At 66.2% G+C, this 15,838-nt stretch carries 16 protein-coding genes; 11 read left to right on the top strand and 5 right to left on the bottom strand.

Annotation, left to right across the window (positions count from 1 at the left end):
- Positions 1-191: 191 nt before the first annotated feature.
- Both AC6CHP_RS07650 and AC6CHP_RS07645 read right to left on the bottom strand, forming a co-directional pair.
- Entirely contained in the window at positions 192-488 is a 297-nt protein-coding gene (locus AC6CHP_RS07650; RefSeq protein ID WP_498228949.1) for a hypothetical protein, read from the bottom strand.
- Positions 489-536: 48 nt separating this feature from the next.
- A complete protein-coding gene (locus AC6CHP_RS07645) occupies positions 537-2,729 on the bottom strand; it encodes an MMPL family transporter (protein ID WP_498228947.1) in 2,193 nt (730 codons plus the stop codon).
- Positions 2,730-2,926: 197 nt separating this feature from the next.
- Here AC6CHP_RS07645 and AC6CHP_RS07640 point away from each other — a divergent pair, with 197 nt between their 5' ends.
- From AC6CHP_RS07640 to pabB, 7 genes are all read left to right on the top strand, one after another.
- Positions 2,927-3,457 (top strand): MarR family winged helix-turn-helix transcriptional regulator, encoded by a 531-nt coding sequence (locus AC6CHP_RS07640; RefSeq protein ID WP_427116143.1) that lies wholly within the window; start codon positions 2,927-2,929, stop codon positions 3,455-3,457.
- 9 nt (positions 3,458-3,466) lie between these two features.
- Positions 3,467-4,285 (top strand): methyltransferase domain-containing protein, encoded by an 819-nt coding sequence (locus AC6CHP_RS07635; protein WP_498228945.1) that lies wholly within the window; start codon positions 3,467-3,469, stop codon positions 4,283-4,285.
- 102 nt (positions 4,286-4,387) lie between these two features.
- Positions 4,388-5,011: a LysE family transporter gene (locus AC6CHP_RS07630; RefSeq protein ID WP_377192943.1), complete on the top strand. Its 624-nt coding sequence runs from the start codon at positions 4,388-4,390 to the stop codon at positions 5,009-5,011.
- Between the two features lie 113 nt (positions 5,012-5,124).
- Positions 5,125-5,664, top strand: a complete 540-nt coding sequence (locus AC6CHP_RS07625; RefSeq protein WP_377192945.1) for a low molecular weight protein-tyrosine-phosphatase — start codon at positions 5,125-5,127, stop codon at positions 5,662-5,664.
- A 59-nt stretch (positions 5,665-5,723) separates the two neighbouring features.
- Entirely contained in the window at positions 5,724-6,869 is a 1,146-nt protein-coding gene (locus tag AC6CHP_RS07620; RefSeq protein WP_498228942.1) for a GTP-binding protein, read from the top strand.
- A 54-nt stretch (positions 6,870-6,923) separates the two neighbouring features.
- Positions 6,924-7,046, top strand: coding sequence for a type B 50S ribosomal protein L36 (gene ykgO, locus AC6CHP_RS07615; protein WP_011693081.1), 123 nt, complete (start codon positions 6,924-6,926; stop codon positions 7,044-7,046).
- A 16-nt stretch (positions 7,047-7,062) separates the two neighbouring features.
- On the top strand, positions 7,063-9,117 hold the full coding sequence (gene pabB / locus AC6CHP_RS07610; RefSeq protein WP_498228939.1) for an aminodeoxychorismate synthase component I: 2,055 nt from the start codon (positions 7,063-7,065) through the stop codon (positions 9,115-9,117).
- 19 nt (positions 9,118-9,136) lie between these two features.
- Here pabB and cls read toward each other — a convergent pair whose 3' ends face one another.
- Positions 9,137-10,609, bottom strand: coding sequence for a cardiolipin synthase (gene cls / locus AC6CHP_RS07605; RefSeq protein ID WP_377193069.1), 1,473 nt, complete (start codon positions 10,607-10,609; stop codon positions 9,137-9,139).
- A gap of 99 nt (positions 10,610-10,708) precedes the next feature.
- Between cls and AC6CHP_RS07600 the strand changes: the two genes are divergently transcribed.
- The 3 genes from AC6CHP_RS07600 to AC6CHP_RS07590 all read left to right on the top strand — a co-directional run bounded on the left by AC6CHP_RS07600 (position 10,709) and on the right by AC6CHP_RS07590 (position 12,671).
- A complete protein-coding gene (locus AC6CHP_RS07600; RefSeq protein ID WP_377192950.1) occupies positions 10,709-11,650 on the top strand; it encodes an aminodeoxychorismate lyase in 942 nt (313 codons plus the stop codon).
- A gap of 66 nt (positions 11,651-11,716) precedes the next feature.
- Entirely contained in the window at positions 11,717-12,181 is a 465-nt protein-coding gene (locus AC6CHP_RS07595) for a pyridoxamine 5'-phosphate oxidase family protein (RefSeq protein ID WP_498228937.1), read from the top strand.
- A gap of 232 nt (positions 12,182-12,413) precedes the next feature.
- On the top strand, positions 12,414-12,671 hold the full coding sequence (locus tag AC6CHP_RS07590; protein WP_104188556.1) for a hypothetical protein: 258 nt from the start codon (positions 12,414-12,416) through the stop codon (positions 12,669-12,671).
- A gap of 79 nt (positions 12,672-12,750) precedes the next feature.
- On the opposite strand, the gene AC6CHP_RS07585 is transcribed toward AC6CHP_RS07590, so the two are convergent.
- Together AC6CHP_RS07585 and AC6CHP_RS07580 are read right to left on the bottom strand one after the other, a co-directional pair.
- A complete protein-coding gene (locus tag AC6CHP_RS07585; RefSeq protein ID WP_498228934.1) occupies positions 12,751-13,473 on the bottom strand; it encodes a Rid family hydrolase in 723 nt (240 codons plus the stop codon).
- On the bottom strand, positions 13,470-15,074 hold the full coding sequence (locus AC6CHP_RS07580; protein ID WP_400620570.1) for a flavin monoamine oxidase family protein: 1,605 nt from the start codon (positions 15,072-15,074) through the stop codon (positions 13,470-13,472). The genes AC6CHP_RS07585 and AC6CHP_RS07580 overlap by 4 nt, the downstream gene beginning before the upstream one ends.
- A 152-nt stretch (positions 15,075-15,226) precedes the next feature.
- Between AC6CHP_RS07580 and AC6CHP_RS07575 the strand changes: the two genes are divergently transcribed.
- Positions 15,227-15,817 carry a GNAT family N-acetyltransferase gene (locus tag AC6CHP_RS07575; RefSeq protein WP_498228932.1) on the top strand — a complete coding sequence of 197 codons (591 nt, stop codon included), beginning with the start codon at positions 15,227-15,229 and terminating at the stop codon, positions 15,815-15,817.
- The last annotated feature ends 21 nt before the right edge of the window (positions 15,818-15,838 follow it).

The following is a 15,838-nucleotide window of genomic DNA, read 5'->3' as shown; positions in this document are numbered from 1 at the left end:
CTTTGATGTCAACACGGAGTTGAGCGAGGTACGCTCAACTTTGCGTCCGGGCGGCTCCATGGATCCGCCCGGCTGTCAGCATTGGCGCGGTTAACAGCGCTTAAACGCGGACGACGGCGGCTCTCCGTTTTCGCTGTTGGAGAACCCGCCGCCGTCCTGCTTCGCGTTGCGGTGCTGCTCTTGCCGCCGCGCTACCTGTCGCTGTCCCGGCCGCCGTGCAGGGGACCGCCCTCCTCCGAGGTGGTGTTCACCTGGCCGTCCGTGAGCCCGTCCTGGAGGGCATCGGTTTCGCGGGCTGTACCGGAGGTGCCGGCGTCACCGTAGTCCCCGTCCGGGTACTCGCCGTCCTCAGGGTTCCCGGCGGGCTCTCCCACCGTCCCGGCATCACCGTAGTCACCGTCCACGTACTGCCCGCCCTCGCCTTCCAGCCCGGGGGATGTGCTTCCCTTGCGGGGCTGCTCGGCCGGGGATTCCTGGTTCTCGGTCATGGTGCATCTCTCCTTTGAGTTCCGCGTCCAGGCGGGCGCAAGTGCAGTCTATCCAGCAGGTGTTTTGGCCAACAGGGCTTCATCCCGGTCCGGCCGTTCCTCAACCTCCTGCCGCCCGAGCTTGCTGGGCCACCAGATACGGGGGCCGATGTCGTACGCCAGGGCGGGCACCAGCAGGGACCTCACCAGCACGGTGTCCAGCAATACCCCGAAGGCCACAATGAACGCCAGCTGCACCAGGAACATGATGGGGATGACACCCAGGGCGGCGAAGGTGGCAGCCAGGACCACGCCGGCGGAGGTGATGACGCCGCCGGTGACGCCCAAGCCGCGAAGGATGCCGGGACGGGTGCCGTGCTTCAGCGATTCCTCACGGACCCGGCTCATCAGGAAGATGTTGTAGTCCACCCCGAGGGCCACCAGGAACACGAAACCGAACAGCGGAACGGTGGCATCAGCGCCCGGGAAACCCAGGATGTTGTTGAACACGAAGGCCGAGACCCCCATGGCTGCCGCGTAGGAGAGCACCACCGAGAGCACCAGCAGCACCGGCGCCAGGACGGAGCGCAGCAGCAGCATCAGGATGAAGAGGATGACCACCAGGACCACGGGGATGATGATCACCAGGTCACGCTGGGCGGTGGTGTTGGTATCCAGGGCGGTCGCGGTCACGCCGCCCACCAGGGCGTCCGGGTCCACGGCCTTCACGTCCTCGCGCAGGGCTTTCACCGCTTCCTCGGCCTCCAGGGAGTCCGCTGCGGAGTTCAGGGTGGCGTTGATGAGCACCTTGCCGTCGCGGACGTCGGGGGCGCTGGGAGCGCCGGGGGCTCCGGTGATGGGCACGCTGCCCTGAGCCAGCAGATAGGCGTCCCCTACGCCGTCGGCCGCCTTGACTGTGTCAAGCACCTCCTGCGCCTTGCTCTGGTCCGCAACCACGACGGCGGGGCTGCCGCTGCCGGCGTCGAAGTGGCGCGCCAGGGCGTCCTGGCCGTCTACGGCGTTGGAGGCGGTGAGGATGACGTCTGTCTGCGGAACGCCGTTGGCCTTGAGCTGCAGGACTCCGGCCGAGGCCACCAGCAACAGCAGGACCGAGGCGATCCACACGGCACGCGGACGCCGGGAGACCAGGGATCCGGTGGCGCGCCACAGACCCTTCTGGCCCTCCAGCCCGGTCACCAGTTCGGGTTCGCGGTCTTCCGCCGGGACCAGCTTGGGGCGGAACGGCCAGAAAGCCGCCCGGCCCAGGAGCGCCATCAGGGCCGGCAGCAGTGTGAGGGCCGCGAACAGGGAGCAAAGAATGCCGGCAGCAGCCACAGGGCCAAGGGCCTTGTTGGAGTTCAGGTCGGAGAAAAGCAGGCACAGCAGGGCGATGATCACGGTGGCGCCGGAGGCCAGGATCGGCTCGAAGGATGCCTTCCAGGCGGTGAGCACGGCCGCGGTGCGGTTGGTGGTGTGGGTCAGGGCCTCGCGGAACCGTGCCACGTAGAGGAGTGCATAGTCCGTTGCGGCGCCAATGACCAGGATGGACAGGATGCCCTGGCTTTGGCCGTTCAGCTGGATCCATCCGGCCTTGGCCATGCCGAACACCAGCAGGATGGCCGCGCACAGCGCAAAGACGGAAGTCAGGAGCACCATGATGGGCAGCAGGAGGGAACGGTAGACGATCAGGAGGATCACAAACACGGCGGCCAGGGCCACCAGGAGGAGGATTCCGTCAATCCCGGCGAAGGCGGCCGTGAGGTCCGCCGCTAGCCCGGCCGGGCCGGTCACAAAGGTCTGCATTCCTGCCGGCACGGACTCGGCCACGGTGTCCCGCAGCTCCTGGACGGCCTCCTTGACTTCCGCGGACGAATCGATCGGCACGATGAACTGGACCGCCTTGCCGTCCTCGGAAGGAATCGGGCCCACAACGGCGCTGCCAAGCTGCAGCCCTTCCAGCTCCGTCTTGAGGCCCGCCACTTCGCCGAACTGGGCCGGGGTGAAGGCTTCATTGCTCTCGATCACGATCACGCCGGGCACCTCGTCCGAGTCCCGGAACTTCGCCTGCCAGTCCTGGGCGGCAGTGGCCTCGGCGCTGGCGGGAAGGAAGGAGGCCTGGTCGTTGGACGATACCTCTTCAAGGCGGCCGAAAGTGGGGCCTCCTACGCCGGCGAGCGCCAGCCACGTGAGGACCAGGATGACGGGGAGCAGCCAGCGCAGCCAGAACGGGACGCGTTCCGTTCCTGCGGATTTGTGTTTCATGATGCCTTCCGGACGACGGGCGGGGAGTAACATTGGTTCCATATTAGAGTATCTCCATAATGGAGATAAGCGGCTGGCTAGCTTTTTCTTAATTCCGCCGATACTGAGGGGCCTCAGCCGCTGAAGTAATATCCGTCAGTACGCATTAGGCGGTTGCACTGCAAGCGGCCAAGCATCGGGACGACCAGGAGGTGGACATGGCAGACGGCACCAGCCCGGCACCGCAGGGCGGCCCTCCCGGGCCTGCCGGAGGGCCCCATCCCCTGGTCCGCCTCCTGCAGGAATTCACGCTCGAGGCCAACCGCTACGTGGACACAGCAGGCGGCCGCAAGGACATGCACCGGACAGACCTCAACGCGCTGGCCGTGATCATGCGCCACACGGCCAAGGGAAATGTGGTCACTCCGGGGCTCCTGCGGAAGGAACTGCACCTCAGCTCCCCCGCCACCACCGCCCTGATCGACCGGCTGGACCATTCCGGACACGTGACCCGTGAGCGGCACAGCTCGGACCGCCGGCAGGTCCAGCTCAGGATGACGCCCAAGGCGTTCCAGGAGGGCGGCGCCATTTTCGCTCCGCTCGCCCGCCAGATGGGCAGCGCCATGGCCGGGTTCTCGGCTGACGAGCTCGATACTGTCACCCGGTTCATGACCGCCATGGTGGAGGCCACGGTTGCTGCGCGCGAAGAGTCTTCCGCTGGCCTGCCGGACACACCCGCCCCGGGGTAGCGTTTGGTTATGAGTGCGCAGCAGCCTGAAGACGACGTTTACACGCACGGCCACCACGAATCCGTGGTCCGCGCCCATGCCGCCAGGACCGCCGAGAATTCGGCAGCATTCGTCCTGCCGCACCTCGCACCCGAAGCCAGCGTGCTCGACGTCGGCTGCGGCCCGGGCACCATCACGTGCGACTTCGCCGTCCTGGTGGCGCCGGGGAAGGTGACAGGCCTGGACCGGTCACCGGACATCATCGCCCAGGCCAAGGCGCTCGCCATGGAACGCGAGGTGTCCAACGTGGAGTTCGTGGCCGGGAATATCTACGACCTGGACTTCGAGGATGAGACGTTCGACGTCGTCCACGCCCACCAGGTGCTCCAGCACCTTACGGATCCGGTGGAGGCGCTGCGTGAGATGCGGCGCGTTGCCAAGCCCGGCGGCATCGTTGCCGTGCGCGACGCCGATTTCCACGGCATGAGCTGGTACCCCGCCATTCCGGAACTGGACGAGTGGATGGAGCTTTACCAGCGCATCGCGCGACGCAACGGGGCGGAACCCGACGCCGGCCGGCGGCTGGTCAGCTGGGCGCAGGCGGCCGGATTTACCGATGTGGCACCCTCCAGCAGCAACTGGCTTTATGCCACAAGCCAGCAGCGCCGGTGGCAGGCGCGCGTGTGGGGGGAACGCGTGCTTCATTCCGCCTTCGCGGAGCAGGCGCTGGAATACGGCTTCGCCAATCCCGCGGACCTGGCCCGGATCTCGGCCGGGTGGCACCGCTGGGGCTCCACCGACGACGGGTGGTTCCTGATCCCCAACGGTGAGGTCATTGCCCGGGCGTGAGCCCGCACATGCCCAGGGGCCGCACTCGCAGTACGGCAGTTGTGGCCCGCAAGCAGGCCAAACAGGTGATTAAGTAGCGTCAACGGCCACTAAACTTGGATGGTGCAATTCTCCCTTTGGCTCGCCCTGGTGGGCGCCGGAACCCTCATCAGCTTTACGCCCGGCGCCGGAGCCATCAACACCATGAGCAATTCCCTGAACGCCGGGTTCCGCCGGTCCATCTGGGGCATCCTGGGACAACAGGCAGCACTGGTGATCCACGTGGTGATCGTGGCGCTCGGTGTGGGCGTGCTGGTGGCAAGCTCTCCTGTCGCCTTCAACGTCATCCGCTTTGCCGGCGCCGCCTACCTCGTATACCTGGGCATCAGGCAATTCCTGAGCAAACCGAATCTCGAAGAGCAACAAACCGCTTCCCTCCGGAACGAACCTGCCTGGTCCATCTTCCGCCGGGGACTGTGGGTAAACCTGCTCAACCCCAAGGCCATCATCTTCTTCCTGGCGTTCATGCCCCAGTTCATCAGGCCTGAACATCCGCTCCTCGCCCAGTACGCCGTACTGACGGCCACGATTATTGCCATCGACATCCTGGTGATGTGGTTCTTCTTCGCGGCAGCCGCCCGGTCCTTCCAGCGGTTTACGCATTCAGCTCGTGGACAGATGGTCCTCAGCAAGGTCTTTGGCGTGCTCTTCGTGGGAGTCGGCATCCTCCTGGCCGTCATGCACTAGGCGGCCCACAAACCCACCATCCGTGACTAACGGGAAAACTTCTTTACAAGCCTGTCACGCAATATGAATCACTTCTCTGGCCAATCGGGACGATAGCGCGCATGCTTAGTTTCATGAACTCAGCGTCGAGCCCATACCGCGTCATCGCCGTCTGCACCGGCAACATCTGCCGGTCCCCCATGGCTGAGCTCATGCTCGCTGCGGCCTTGGAACGCGAGGGGCTGGACGACCTCGTGGCGGTGGACTCGGCAGGAACCACGGGCTACGAGGCCGGCCGCCCCATCGATCCCCGGGCCGCCCGCAGGCTCGCCGCCACCCAGCTTCTATCGGAGCAGCACATCGCCCGCGAATGGGAGCCGGACTGGTTTCACTCCAGGGACCTGATCCTTGCGCTGGACATCGACCACTATGCCTGGCTCAGCGAAGCCGCCCCGAATCAGGAGTCACTGGAAAAGATCCGCATGTTCCGCAGCTTCGATCCCTCAGTGGCGGGCCTGGACCTCCTGGACCAGGGCATCGAGGACCCCTGGTACGGCGGACACGCGGACTTTGACGCCGTCTGGCATCAAATCCACGCAGCGCTCCCCGGCATCGTGGACCACATCAAGTCAGCCGTGCTTCGCAGCGCGGAGCTGCAGCGGCAGGACCGCTGACCCGAGGTTCGGCGCACTTAGGTTTGTAGTTGAGAATGATTCTCAACTAGGCTGGGCATATGGAGCTCATCGTTGTCACTTCCCTGGATGCCCTTTGCCGCCAGCAGGCCTGCGAGGACCTGGCCGCCGCCCGCCCCGGAAGCCTCGTGGTCCTTCACGATCTGCTGGAAAACGGGGTGGTGGTCCGGCGGACTTTCACCGGGGCCGGCGAGATTGAACGCGGGGAGTCCTTCCTGGAGCACGGGTGCCTGAGCTGCGCCGTGCGCCTGGACCTGGTGCCCGGTATTGAGCGGCTGATCCAGGACAGCCGGGGAAAGCGAATCCCCGGTCCCATCATCATCGGACTGGCACCGGCCACCCCTGCGCACGCGGCCGTTACCGCGCTGAACGGAAAACTGGCGGACCGCGCCACCGTCTCTTCCGTGATCCTGGCGCTGGCTCCGGATGCGCTGGAGGACCATATCTGGGACTCCCACACACTGTTCGAATCCGGCTTCACTCCGATGGTGGAGGATGAGCGGACGCCCGGCGAATGCCTCATCGGCGAGCTGGCCTTTGCCGACACCGTCCTGGTGACGGAACCGGACATCGTGCCACCGGACCCGGCGGCCCGGGAGCGGGGTCTGCACCTGGCCCGGCAGCTTGCACCCCACGCGGACCTGGCGTCCAGCGCAGGTGAGGTCCGCCCGGGACGCCACCATTACCTGGGGTCGCTGGCCCGGACGGCACCAGGAACAGTGCCCTCCGATAAAGTTCCCTCCGAAACGGTGCATCGGACGGACGCTGAACGGACCGGGGGCGCAGGAACGAGCGATGCTTCACCGTTCATGACTGTGGTCCAGCGCGTTGAACGGCCGCTGCACCCCGGACGTTTCCGCCAAGCCCTGGCAACTTTGGCGGAAGGCTGCTGCGTGGTGCGCGGCCACCTCTGGATTGCCTCGGCGCCCGAATGGCGCATTGCCATCCAGGGCGTCGGACCCCGGATCTGGCTTGAGAATACCGGGGCGTGGGACGACGTTCCTCCAACGGAGGTCCCTGCCGGCCGCGGAATGCCGGCGCCTGCCGCCACGGTTATCACCGCCACCGGCGAGTACCTCGACGCGGCGGAATTCGAGCACCTCCTCACTTCCTGCCAGCTCACCGACGAGGAACTGGCGTCCGGCAAGGGCCTGCACGACCCCTTCGGCCTCGAACAGGCCAGCTGAGCTTCAATCCCGCAACCGGTACCAACCAAACAATCAACCCACAAGGAGCACACCATGAAGGTCCGCAACTCACTTCGCGCATTGAAGAAGATCCCGGGAGCCCAGATTGTCCGGCGCCGCGGCCGGACGTTCGTGATCAACAAGAAGAACCCGCGGATGAAAGCCCGGCAGGGATAAAGGTACGCTCTACTCCATGAGCCCAGCCCCCGTCATCATCGCCATTGACGGACGTTCCGGCGCTGGGAAGACGACGCTCGCCGTCGAACTGGCCGCCAGGCTGCGCGCCCACCACAAGGTGTCGCTGTTCCACCTTGAGGACATATACCCCGGATGGAATGGATTGGCGGCGGGCATCGAGAGGTATGTTTCCACGGTGCTCACCCCCCTGGGCCGCGGGGAGGCTGCCTCCTGGGTCTGCTGGGACTGGGAGAAACATTACGACGGCGAACCCCGGGTGACGCTTCCGGCAGAGATCGTCATCGTGGAAGGCGTGGGGGCGGCGGCAGCAGCGGCCCGCCCCCTGCTGAGCGCGGTGATCTGGGCCGAGGCCCCGGACGACGTGCGCCGGACCCGGGCGCTGGACCGGGACGGCGAGACCTATGAGCCGTTCTGGGACCAGTGGGCGGCGCAGGAAGAGGAGTGGCTCGCGGCGGACAACGTCCCCCTCGATGCCGACATCCGCGTGCGTAACCCCGCCGACGGCTCGGCACCGGCCGACGTGCTGCAGGCCCTCCCCTACCTTCCGGCGCTGGCCCCCGCCTTGGCACCTGAGTTGTCAGCACGCCGGGGACTGCGCCTCCGCGCGGAACGCCTGGACGTCCGTCCGGACGCCGCGGGACTCTTCGGCGCCCTCTACGGACGCTCGCCCAACGCCGTCTGGCTGGACTCCTCGAACGCAGGAGCTGCCCCGGACACGGATGCCGGGGAAGCTGCGGAGCGCAGCCGCTTCAGCATCATGGCGGACGACGGCGGCACGTTCGGCCAGTCGGTAACGCACCGTTCAGGCCACAGCCTGCTCAGCGCGGGGTGCGCCACCGCCACCGTTCAAGGCCCCTTCTTCCGTTGGCTGGACACCGTGTGGGGGCTTTCCGCCGTCGAGATTCCCGATGCGTACCCCGGCGGCTTCGCGCTCGGCTGGCTAGGCTGCCTGGGTTACGAACTCAAGCGCGAGACCGGCGGGACCGATCTCCCCTCCCCCACTCCAGATGCCGCGCTCATCTTCGCCGGAAGGGCCGTGGTCCTGGACCACGCGGAAGGAGCCGCCTGGCTCCTGGCACTCGACGCCCCCGATGCCGATGACTGGCTGGTCCAGGCGCGGGCCGCCGTGGAAACCGCCGGTCCGGCAGCGCAAGCCGGCGGCAGCACCGGCGTCGTCCTCCCGGCAGCGCCGGCCTTCCGCAGCCGGGACACCCGCGCGGAGTACCTGGCCAAAATCTCTGCGGCACAGCACCAGATCGGCGAGGGGAACTCCTACGAGGTCTGCCTGACCACCGCCCTGTCCGCGGACATACCGGCTGATGCCCTGGATCCATGGACCACGTACCTGGCGCTGCGCCGCAGGAATCCCGCGCCCTTTGCCAGTTACCTGCGCCTGGGCAGCCTCACGGTGGCCAGCACCTCGCCCGAGCGGTTCCTGAAGATCGCGGCCGACGGCGGGATGCGCGCCGAGCCCATCAAGGGAACCCGCCGCCGGGCTGCAGACCCCGCAGAGGACGCCCGGCTGCGCACGGACCTTGCCACGGCGCTGAAGGACCGCGCCGAAAACATCATGATCGTGGACCTGCTCCGCAATGACCTCAGCCACTTCGCCGTCCCCGGATCGGTGACCGTCAGCAGGCTCTGCGCCATTGAAAGCTACTCAACCGTCCACCAGATGGTGAGCACCATTGACGCGCAGCTGAAGCCGGGTTCCTCCCGGGCCGAGGCCGTGGCCGCCTGCTTCCCCGCCGGATCCATGACCGGCGCACCCAAGATCAGCACCATGGCCATCCTGGATGATCTGGAAGGGGGCGCCCGCGGGGTCTACTCGGGAGCGATCGGCTACTTTTCGTTGAACGGGGCCACGGACCTTGCCGTCGCGATCCGGACCCTGGTGGTCAACGCCCGGGGCGACGGAACGGCAGAACTGACGCTCGGCGTCGGCGGTGCCATCACCGCGGACTCAGATCCAGAGGACGAATACGAGGAAATCCGCACCAAGGCGTTCGGCGTCCTCTCCACGCTGGGAGCGGACTTCCCGGACGCCTGAACCCCGAAACTCCCAGGTTCTACTGGACGGTGGCGGTCAGCCTCGCCACGTTGTCCACGTAGCGGGCCGCCAGGGGCCGGTTGATCCAGTCCGTCAGCTTGAGCTCGTGGGAAATGTCCCGGTACGTGTCCTCCACGGCCCGCATCTTGGTGACGATGTCCTCGCCCAGCAGCATCACGGACACTTCCATGTTCAGGGAGAAGGAGCGCATGTCCATGTTGCTGGAGCCGAGGACCGCCACCTCGTCGTCGATGGTGAAGTGCTTGGCATGGAGCACAAACGGGGCCTTGTAGAGGTAGATCCGGACGCCAGCCTCCAGCAGGGCCTCGTAGTAGGACCGCTGGGCGTGGTGCACCAGGAACTGGTCGCCCTTCTCGGACACGAACAGCTCCACCTCCACGCCGCGCTGGGCAGCCGTGGTGATGGCATAGAGCAGGGAGTCGTCCGGCACAAAGTAGGGGCTGCAGATGGAAATCCGGTGCTGGGCCGAGTAGATCAGGGTGTTGAACAGGCGCAGGTTGTTCTCGGTGATGAACCCCGGGCCGCTGGGAACCACCTGGGCGGTGACGTTCCCCGGCTCCGTGTTGGCCGGGAGCTGCAGCTGGTGCTCCAGCGATTCGTCGGTCTCACTGAGCCAGTCGGTGGCAAAAACAACGTTCAGCGTGGTGACGATGGGCCCGCGCAGGCAAGCCATCAGCTCCACCCATTCCCGGCCTGCCTTGCGGTGGCGGGGGTTGTTGTAGGAGGGCTCAATCAGGTTTTGTGACCCCGTGAAGGCGATTTCGCCGTCGATCACCATGATCTTCCGGTGGTTGCGGAGGTCCGGCCGGCGCCACTGGCCGTGGATGGGCAGCAGCGGCAGCATCCGCTTCCACTGGATCTTGCCCGCGCGCAGCCGCTTCAGCAGCTTCCGGTAGCCCTGAACCCGGAGCGTGCCGATGTGGTCGAACAGCACGCGGACTTCCACGCCCCGTTCCGCGGCTTCCTCCATGGCTTCCAGGAGCTCGTCGGTGATGTGGTCCGTGCTCATGATGTAGAACTCGGCGTTGACGAACTTCTTCGCCTTGCGGACGGCCTTCGTCATTTCAAGCAGGGAATCCGGGTAGCCGGGGATGAGGTCCACCGAGTTGCCGTCCACCATGGGCAGTGACCCCAGCCTGCGGTTCAATTCCCCGGCAGACTTGACCCACTCCGGTCCCGGGTAGTCGCTTTCGACGTCGGCAAGGGACGAGATCCCGGCCCGCACCCTTTCGTTGACCTGCTGCTGCTGCTCCCGCCGGCGGCTGGACAGTTTGAAGTTGCCGAACAGGAGGAACAGGATGATGCCCACGAACGGGACGAAGAAGATGCCCAGCAGCCAGGCCATGGCCGTGGTGGGCCGCCTGTTGCCCGGAATGATGCCCACAGCCAGCACCCTGATCACCAGGTCGGCGATACCCAGCACCACAACCACCCACCCTGGAGCGGTGCCGGCAAGCGAAAATGGCCACAACACGTGCAATAACCCCCGGAAAAATGAGCTCCGGCGGACGGTTTCCAGCCGGGGCACTCCGCCCAGCTTATCGGTGGGGTGCCGCACTAAGCTGGACCCATGACCTCTCCTGCGCCCGTGGTTCTCGTTTTCCTCGACCCCACCCTCCCTGGCGGCCGGCTGGCCGACGCCTCGCAGCCGCAGCTGATGGTGACGGACCAGGGCGCCACCCGGGGCGACGGCGTCTTCGAGACCATGCTGGCGGTGGGCGGAAACGTCCGCAAGGTCCAGGCCCACCTGGACCGCCTTGCCGGCTCCGCAGACGCGCTTGACCTCGTTATTCCGGGCCAGGACGAGTGGCGCCGCGCCATTGCCACCGCGCTGTCCGAGCACCGGGTCCAGAACCCTCCCGAGGCCGGGGCCGGGGCCGGGGACCGGGACGAACTGGTGGTGAAACTCGTGGTGACCCGCGGCGTCGAGGGCGCAACTGCCCCCAACTGCTGGGTCCAGGTCTCGCCCGTAGGCGTCGGCGCCCGGCGCCAGCGCGAAACCGGGATCGACGTGATCCTCCTGGACCGCGGCTATGACAGCGACGCCGCCGAGCGCGCACCCTGGCTGCTGCTCGGCGCCAAAACACTCTCCTACGCCGTCAACATGGCCGCCCTGCGCCACGCGCACAAACAGGGCGCGGACGACGTCATCTTCATCTCCTCGGACGGCAGGGTCCTGGAGGGTCCCACGTCCACCGTGCTGCTGGCCCACGTGGAAAAGGCCGACGACGGCACGTCCGTGAAGCGCCTGATCACACCGCAGCTGGACAGCGGCATCCTGCCCGGAACATCGCAGGGGGCGCTGTTCACCGCAGCCAAGGCAGCAGGCTGGGAACTGGGCTACGGCCCGCTGGAGCCCCAGGATTTGCTGGACGCCGATGCTGTGTGGCTGATCTCCAGCGTCCGCCTGCTGGCACCGGTCAACCACATCGACGGCAAGCAGGTCGGGACGCCGTCGGTGCAGAAGGAGCTCACGGCGGAACTGAACGAGCTGTTCGCGGGCATCCAGTAGGCCGGCCTGTGATTCGGGCCGTTGCACTCTAGGTTCCGCAGGGACAGTGGCCGTAAGGTGTGGTTCATGGACTCGCAGACGCAGCCGGATGGCACCCTGACCTTTGACGAATGCTGGGAACTCCTGGCCAGTGACACCGTCGGCCGCCTTGCCGTGGTGGTTGATGGCCATCCGGAGATCTTCCCGATCAACTACGTGGTGCACCGCAGGAGCATCGCCTTCAGGACGGCCGGCGTCACCAAGCTGTGGAGCGCCCTGTCCGAACGGCCCGCCGCCCTGGAAATCGACGGCTACGATCCCCACACCGAAGAGGCGTGGAGCGTGGTGCTGCGCGGAGACACCCAGGTCATCGAGGACCAGGCGGACAAAGATGCCGTGGACAGCCTGGGTCTTGAGCCGTGGCAGCCGGGCGAAAAGGCGAACTACATCCGGCTCTCAGCCCGCGCGCTGACGGGCCGCCGCTTCAAGGTGAACCGCCCGGACGTCTGGGCCACCCGGGCGCAGGACAGGCGCCGCGCTTCCTTCGAATAGTGGCCTCCAAGGCTCCCCGGCGGCAGGAAATTTCCGACGCCGGATGGGCAGTTCGGCGGCCGCGGGAATGGATAATCCAGACGCTTGCCTGATTGGTTGTCTACGGGTAAAGTCTACATTGTAGATGCGGCAGTGACACCTTCATCCACACTCCATTGCCCTGTGCACGGCATTGAGGTTAGCTGCTGTAGCCGAACGGCAGTACCACCGCACTTAGCGAAGGGAAGCCGTCTTGGCACATTCGCAGTTCGACCTCTTTCTCAAAGAAGCCACCTATCTCGACCAGGCCTCGGAATCCACGCTGGACCGCGACCGCCTGTACGGCCTGTACACCAGCTGGTGCTTTATCAACCAGCAGAAGCCCGGACCGGAATCCGAGTTCTGGGCCGCCATGAGCCACCGCAGGATTGCTTCCGGCCACAACGGGCTGCGCATGAAGGGCCCCGCTGCCGCCGATTACATCCTGGCAAGCTACCCAGGACTCGTATAGCAAGCCACAGTAGACGGGTAACGGCGTGGACCACGTGCTTTCGGCACGGGGTCCACGCCGTTCCTGCATCCGCGGACTCCTACCTGCCGCCGGAAGCCGGGTAGGCCGCGTCCACCTCCACTTCCACCAGCCAGCCGTTGACCGGCAGGTTCTCGATTTCCAGGGCGAAGCGTGAAGGCCTTGCAGGGTTCACCACAAAGGGTTCTGCGGGTGCCGCGGAGCCCAGCGGAACCTTCACTGCAGAACCGTCGGCGAGGCTGGTGTTCGCAAAGTACTGCCGGTACGCCCGGTTCCAGCCGTCAAAGTCGGCCTTTTCCGTACCCGCAGGGTTCTGGAGGAAAACGCGCATGGTGATGACGTCGTCGTAATCCAATCCGGCCTGGGCCAGGTTCTCGCCGATCCGGCGGAGGGCGTTGATGCCCTGCGCTTCGGTGATGGTGACGCCGGGCGGAAGGACGCCTCCCGGGAAGACGCCCGGGTCCACGTAGCGCTGCTCGCTTCCGGCGGGCGCGGCTGTATCCAAGGCGGACGGCCCCAGTCCACTGCTCTTGTAGATGGCGGTGTTCGCACCGATGGTCACTCCGCTGGCGATCATTGGGTTGTCCTGGCCGGCTGGGAGGTTGGACACTGTGGTTCCGGGTTTTGGTGCGGTGAGGTCCTGGAACACTGCCGGCGCGGCGAAGGCGGCGGTTGCGGTGAGGCTTATGCCGGCGATACCGGCACCGATCAGGGCGAGTCTGCGGCGGAGCATGGGTTTCTTTTCTGTCGAGGTGCGGGGGCTGGCGGGGGTTGCGGCGCTCATCCGGCCACCATCGCCGCTGCCCGGGTGTGCAGGGAGGTGACGGCGGCGCGGGCGGAGGTCATGGCACCGTGCTGCCAGGCGATGGCGTGGCTGAGGTGGTCGCCGGCGAAGTAGATGTTGCCGGACGGCTCCAGCAGCTTGGCGTATCTGGCATCGGTCTGTGAGGGCCAGCCCACCCAGGCGCCCTCGGAGAAGGCGGTGCTGCCCCAGTCCACCGAGAACGACGCCGCAACGTCCTTCCGGTACACGTCACCATGGATCCGTGCACCCTGGTCGAGGGCGCGGCCCAGGCGCTTCTCCGGGCTGAGTTCCTTGTAGACGCGCGCGCTGGCACCTGTGTTGTAGTAGCCCACCATGGTGCCGCGCTGCCCATGGAACCCGGTGGACGGGTACCACATGTTGCCGAGGTCGATGTTGGTGTTGGTGATGCCGCCGTAGATCCGGTGGTCCTCTTCCCACCAGCGGCGGGAGTACTCGATGCCGATCTTGCCGGCGTCGCTGGGGCTGGCGAACTTCAGGGCATCGATGACGTCCGCGGGGAGGTTGCCCGGGACCTTGGCTGCGATATGCGGCGGAAGGGTGCAGACGGCAAAGTCTGCTTCGATCATCTTGGCCTGGCCGCCCGGGTTGGTGTACTCCACCGAAACGCCGGCGGCGGTGTTGTTCATGGAGAGGACCTGGGCGCCGTACACGAATTTGTCTTTGCCGATGGCGGCCTCGAACGCATACGGGATGCGGTCCATGCCGCCCACGGGCTGGAACATCATCATGGCCTGGTCCCAGCCGAATTCGAAGGAGAAGTAGTTGCCCACACCGCTGGCGAAAACATCGGACAGGGCATCCGGTGCCAGGGGCGTGCCGACTTCCAGGCCGGCCCCCGGGGCGACGGAGTACCCCTTACGGCCCGTGCCGGTGTACTTGAAGCTCGCCGCGGCATCTCCGGGCACCTTATTGCCAATGGCGCCGAAGCTCTTCAGGAAGGAAATCAGGTTCTCCTTGTCCGCTGCGCTCATGTAGCTGTCCAGGGCACCCTGGTCAGTGGCTTTGGCCAGCAGCTCGGAGACGTAGCCGTAGACGTCAGCTTTGGCAGCGCGGTGCCGGACGGGCGTGTTGGAGAGCTTGCTGCTGCCTTCGCGGAAAAGGTAGCCGTCCGCGTTCTGGTTGGTGAAGGGCTCGATGGCCACCCCGAGTTCCTTGCAGTAGTCCAGGGTGATGTGGTGCTGCGGGATGCGGCCCGGCCCCGCGTTCATGTACTGGTCCTTCGAGAACGTGGCCCGCTGGGTGATCCCGCGCATGTCCGTCTCTTCGGTCCCGCCGCGCACGGTCCAGTTCCGCCCGCCCGGACGCATCCGTGCCTCGAGGATCGTGACCTTGTAGCCGGCTTTGCCCAGTTCGTACGCCGTCGTCAGGCCTGCGATTCCCCCGCCCAGGATTACCACGCTCTTGCCCTTGCCCTGCAGGTCGTCGGCACGGGGAGCGGCAAACGCAGGAGCTGCTGTATCAGGGGCAAGGCCCATGGCTGCCATCGTCTGGTACATCACCCCGGCTCCCCCCACCATTCCCACATAGCGGAGGAAGTTCCTGCGAGTAGCATCTGTCATGTTGTTCCCTTTCACCGGAGTGTTACATGGTGAGCGTAGGGATGAAATGTTTCGTCAAATGCTGTGACGGTATCGGTGTTGCGGCGTTTGCGTTTCGGTCACGTAAACCCTGCTCCCGCCCATGGAGCGCCCCCCTGAAAGGTGCCTGGTACATGACTGGCAGCAGTGCCTACCTGCGCGAACGGCTCCTCATCCGGTTGCTCGAGGACTCGGATGCGGCCGCCCTTGCCGGGGCCTATCAGCGCAATCGAGAGCACCTGGCTCCTTGGGAGCCGAAACGCACTGACAGGTTCTTCACCAGCGGGCACCAGGCGGACATCATCCGCGCCAAGCTCGCCCAGCACGCGTTGGGCACCGAAGTCCCTTGGGTCCTGGTCGAAGAGGAGGACGACGGCGGAGGCACAGTGTGCGCCGGCCACCGAGCCGGGCGCGTGGTTGGGGCGGTCACGCTGACGGGAATCGTGCACGGCCCCTTCCTCAGCGCCAACCTGGGCTATTGGGTGGATCACGAACTCACCGGGCAGGGGATCGGCACAGCCGCGGTTCGCCACGCAGCCAACTACGCCCGGACGTCGCTTGGGCTGCACCGTATCCAGGCGGCAACCCTGCTCCACAACACAGCATCGCGGCGGATCCTGCAGCGGGCGGGGTTCCGGGAGATCGGGGTTGCGCCGGAATACCTGAAGATCGCAGGGCAGTGGCAGGACCACCTGCTCCACCAGCTGATCCTGCCGCACCCCTGAGCCCCGCGCGTCGGGCTCCAG

The organism is Pseudarthrobacter sp. GQ63 (assembly GCF_059758765.1).
This window is presented reverse-complemented; position numbering and strand designations above follow the sequence as displayed.

Coding starts and splice junctions, on each gene's coding strand:
- AC6CHP_RS07580 (WP_400620570.1), bottom strand. CDS start 15,074: ATGACAGATGCTACTCGCAGGAACTTCCTCCGCTATGTGGGAATGGTG.
- AC6CHP_RS07640 (WP_427116143.1), top strand. CDS start 2,927: ATGGCAGACGGCACCAGCCCGGCACCGCAGGGCGGCCCTCCCGGGCCT.
- AC6CHP_RS07635 (WP_498228945.1), top strand. CDS start 3,467: ATGAGTGCGCAGCAGCCTGAAGACGACGTTTACACGCACGGCCACCAC.
- AC6CHP_RS07645 (WP_498228947.1), bottom strand. CDS start 2,729: ATGAAACACAAATCCGCAGGAACGGAACGCGTCCCGTTCTGGCTGCGC.
- pabB (WP_498228939.1), top strand. CDS start 7,063: ATGAGCCCAGCCCCCGTCATCATCGCCATTGACGGACGTTCCGGCGCT.
- AC6CHP_RS07575 (WP_498228932.1), top strand. CDS start 15,227: ATGACTGGCAGCAGTGCCTACCTGCGCGAACGGCTCCTCATCCGGTTG.
- AC6CHP_RS07585 (WP_498228934.1), bottom strand. CDS start 13,473: ATGAGCGCCGCAACCCCCGCCAGCCCCCGCACCTCGACAGAAAAGAAA.
- AC6CHP_RS07595 (WP_498228937.1), top strand. CDS start 11,717: ATGGACTCGCAGACGCAGCCGGATGGCACCCTGACCTTTGACGAATGC.
- AC6CHP_RS07620 (WP_498228942.1), top strand. CDS start 5,724: ATGGAGCTCATCGTTGTCACTTCCCTGGATGCCCTTTGCCGCCAGCAG.
- AC6CHP_RS07600 (WP_377192950.1), top strand. CDS start 10,709: ATGACCTCTCCTGCGCCCGTGGTTCTCGTTTTCCTCGACCCCACCCTC.
- AC6CHP_RS07650 (WP_498228949.1), bottom strand. CDS start 488: ATGACCGAGAACCAGGAATCCCCGGCCGAGCAGCCCCGCAAGGGAAGC.
- AC6CHP_RS07625 (WP_377192945.1), top strand. CDS start 5,125: ATGAACTCAGCGTCGAGCCCATACCGCGTCATCGCCGTCTGCACCGGC.
- ykgO (WP_011693081.1), top strand. CDS start 6,924: ATGAAGGTCCGCAACTCACTTCGCGCATTGAAGAAGATCCCGGGAGCC.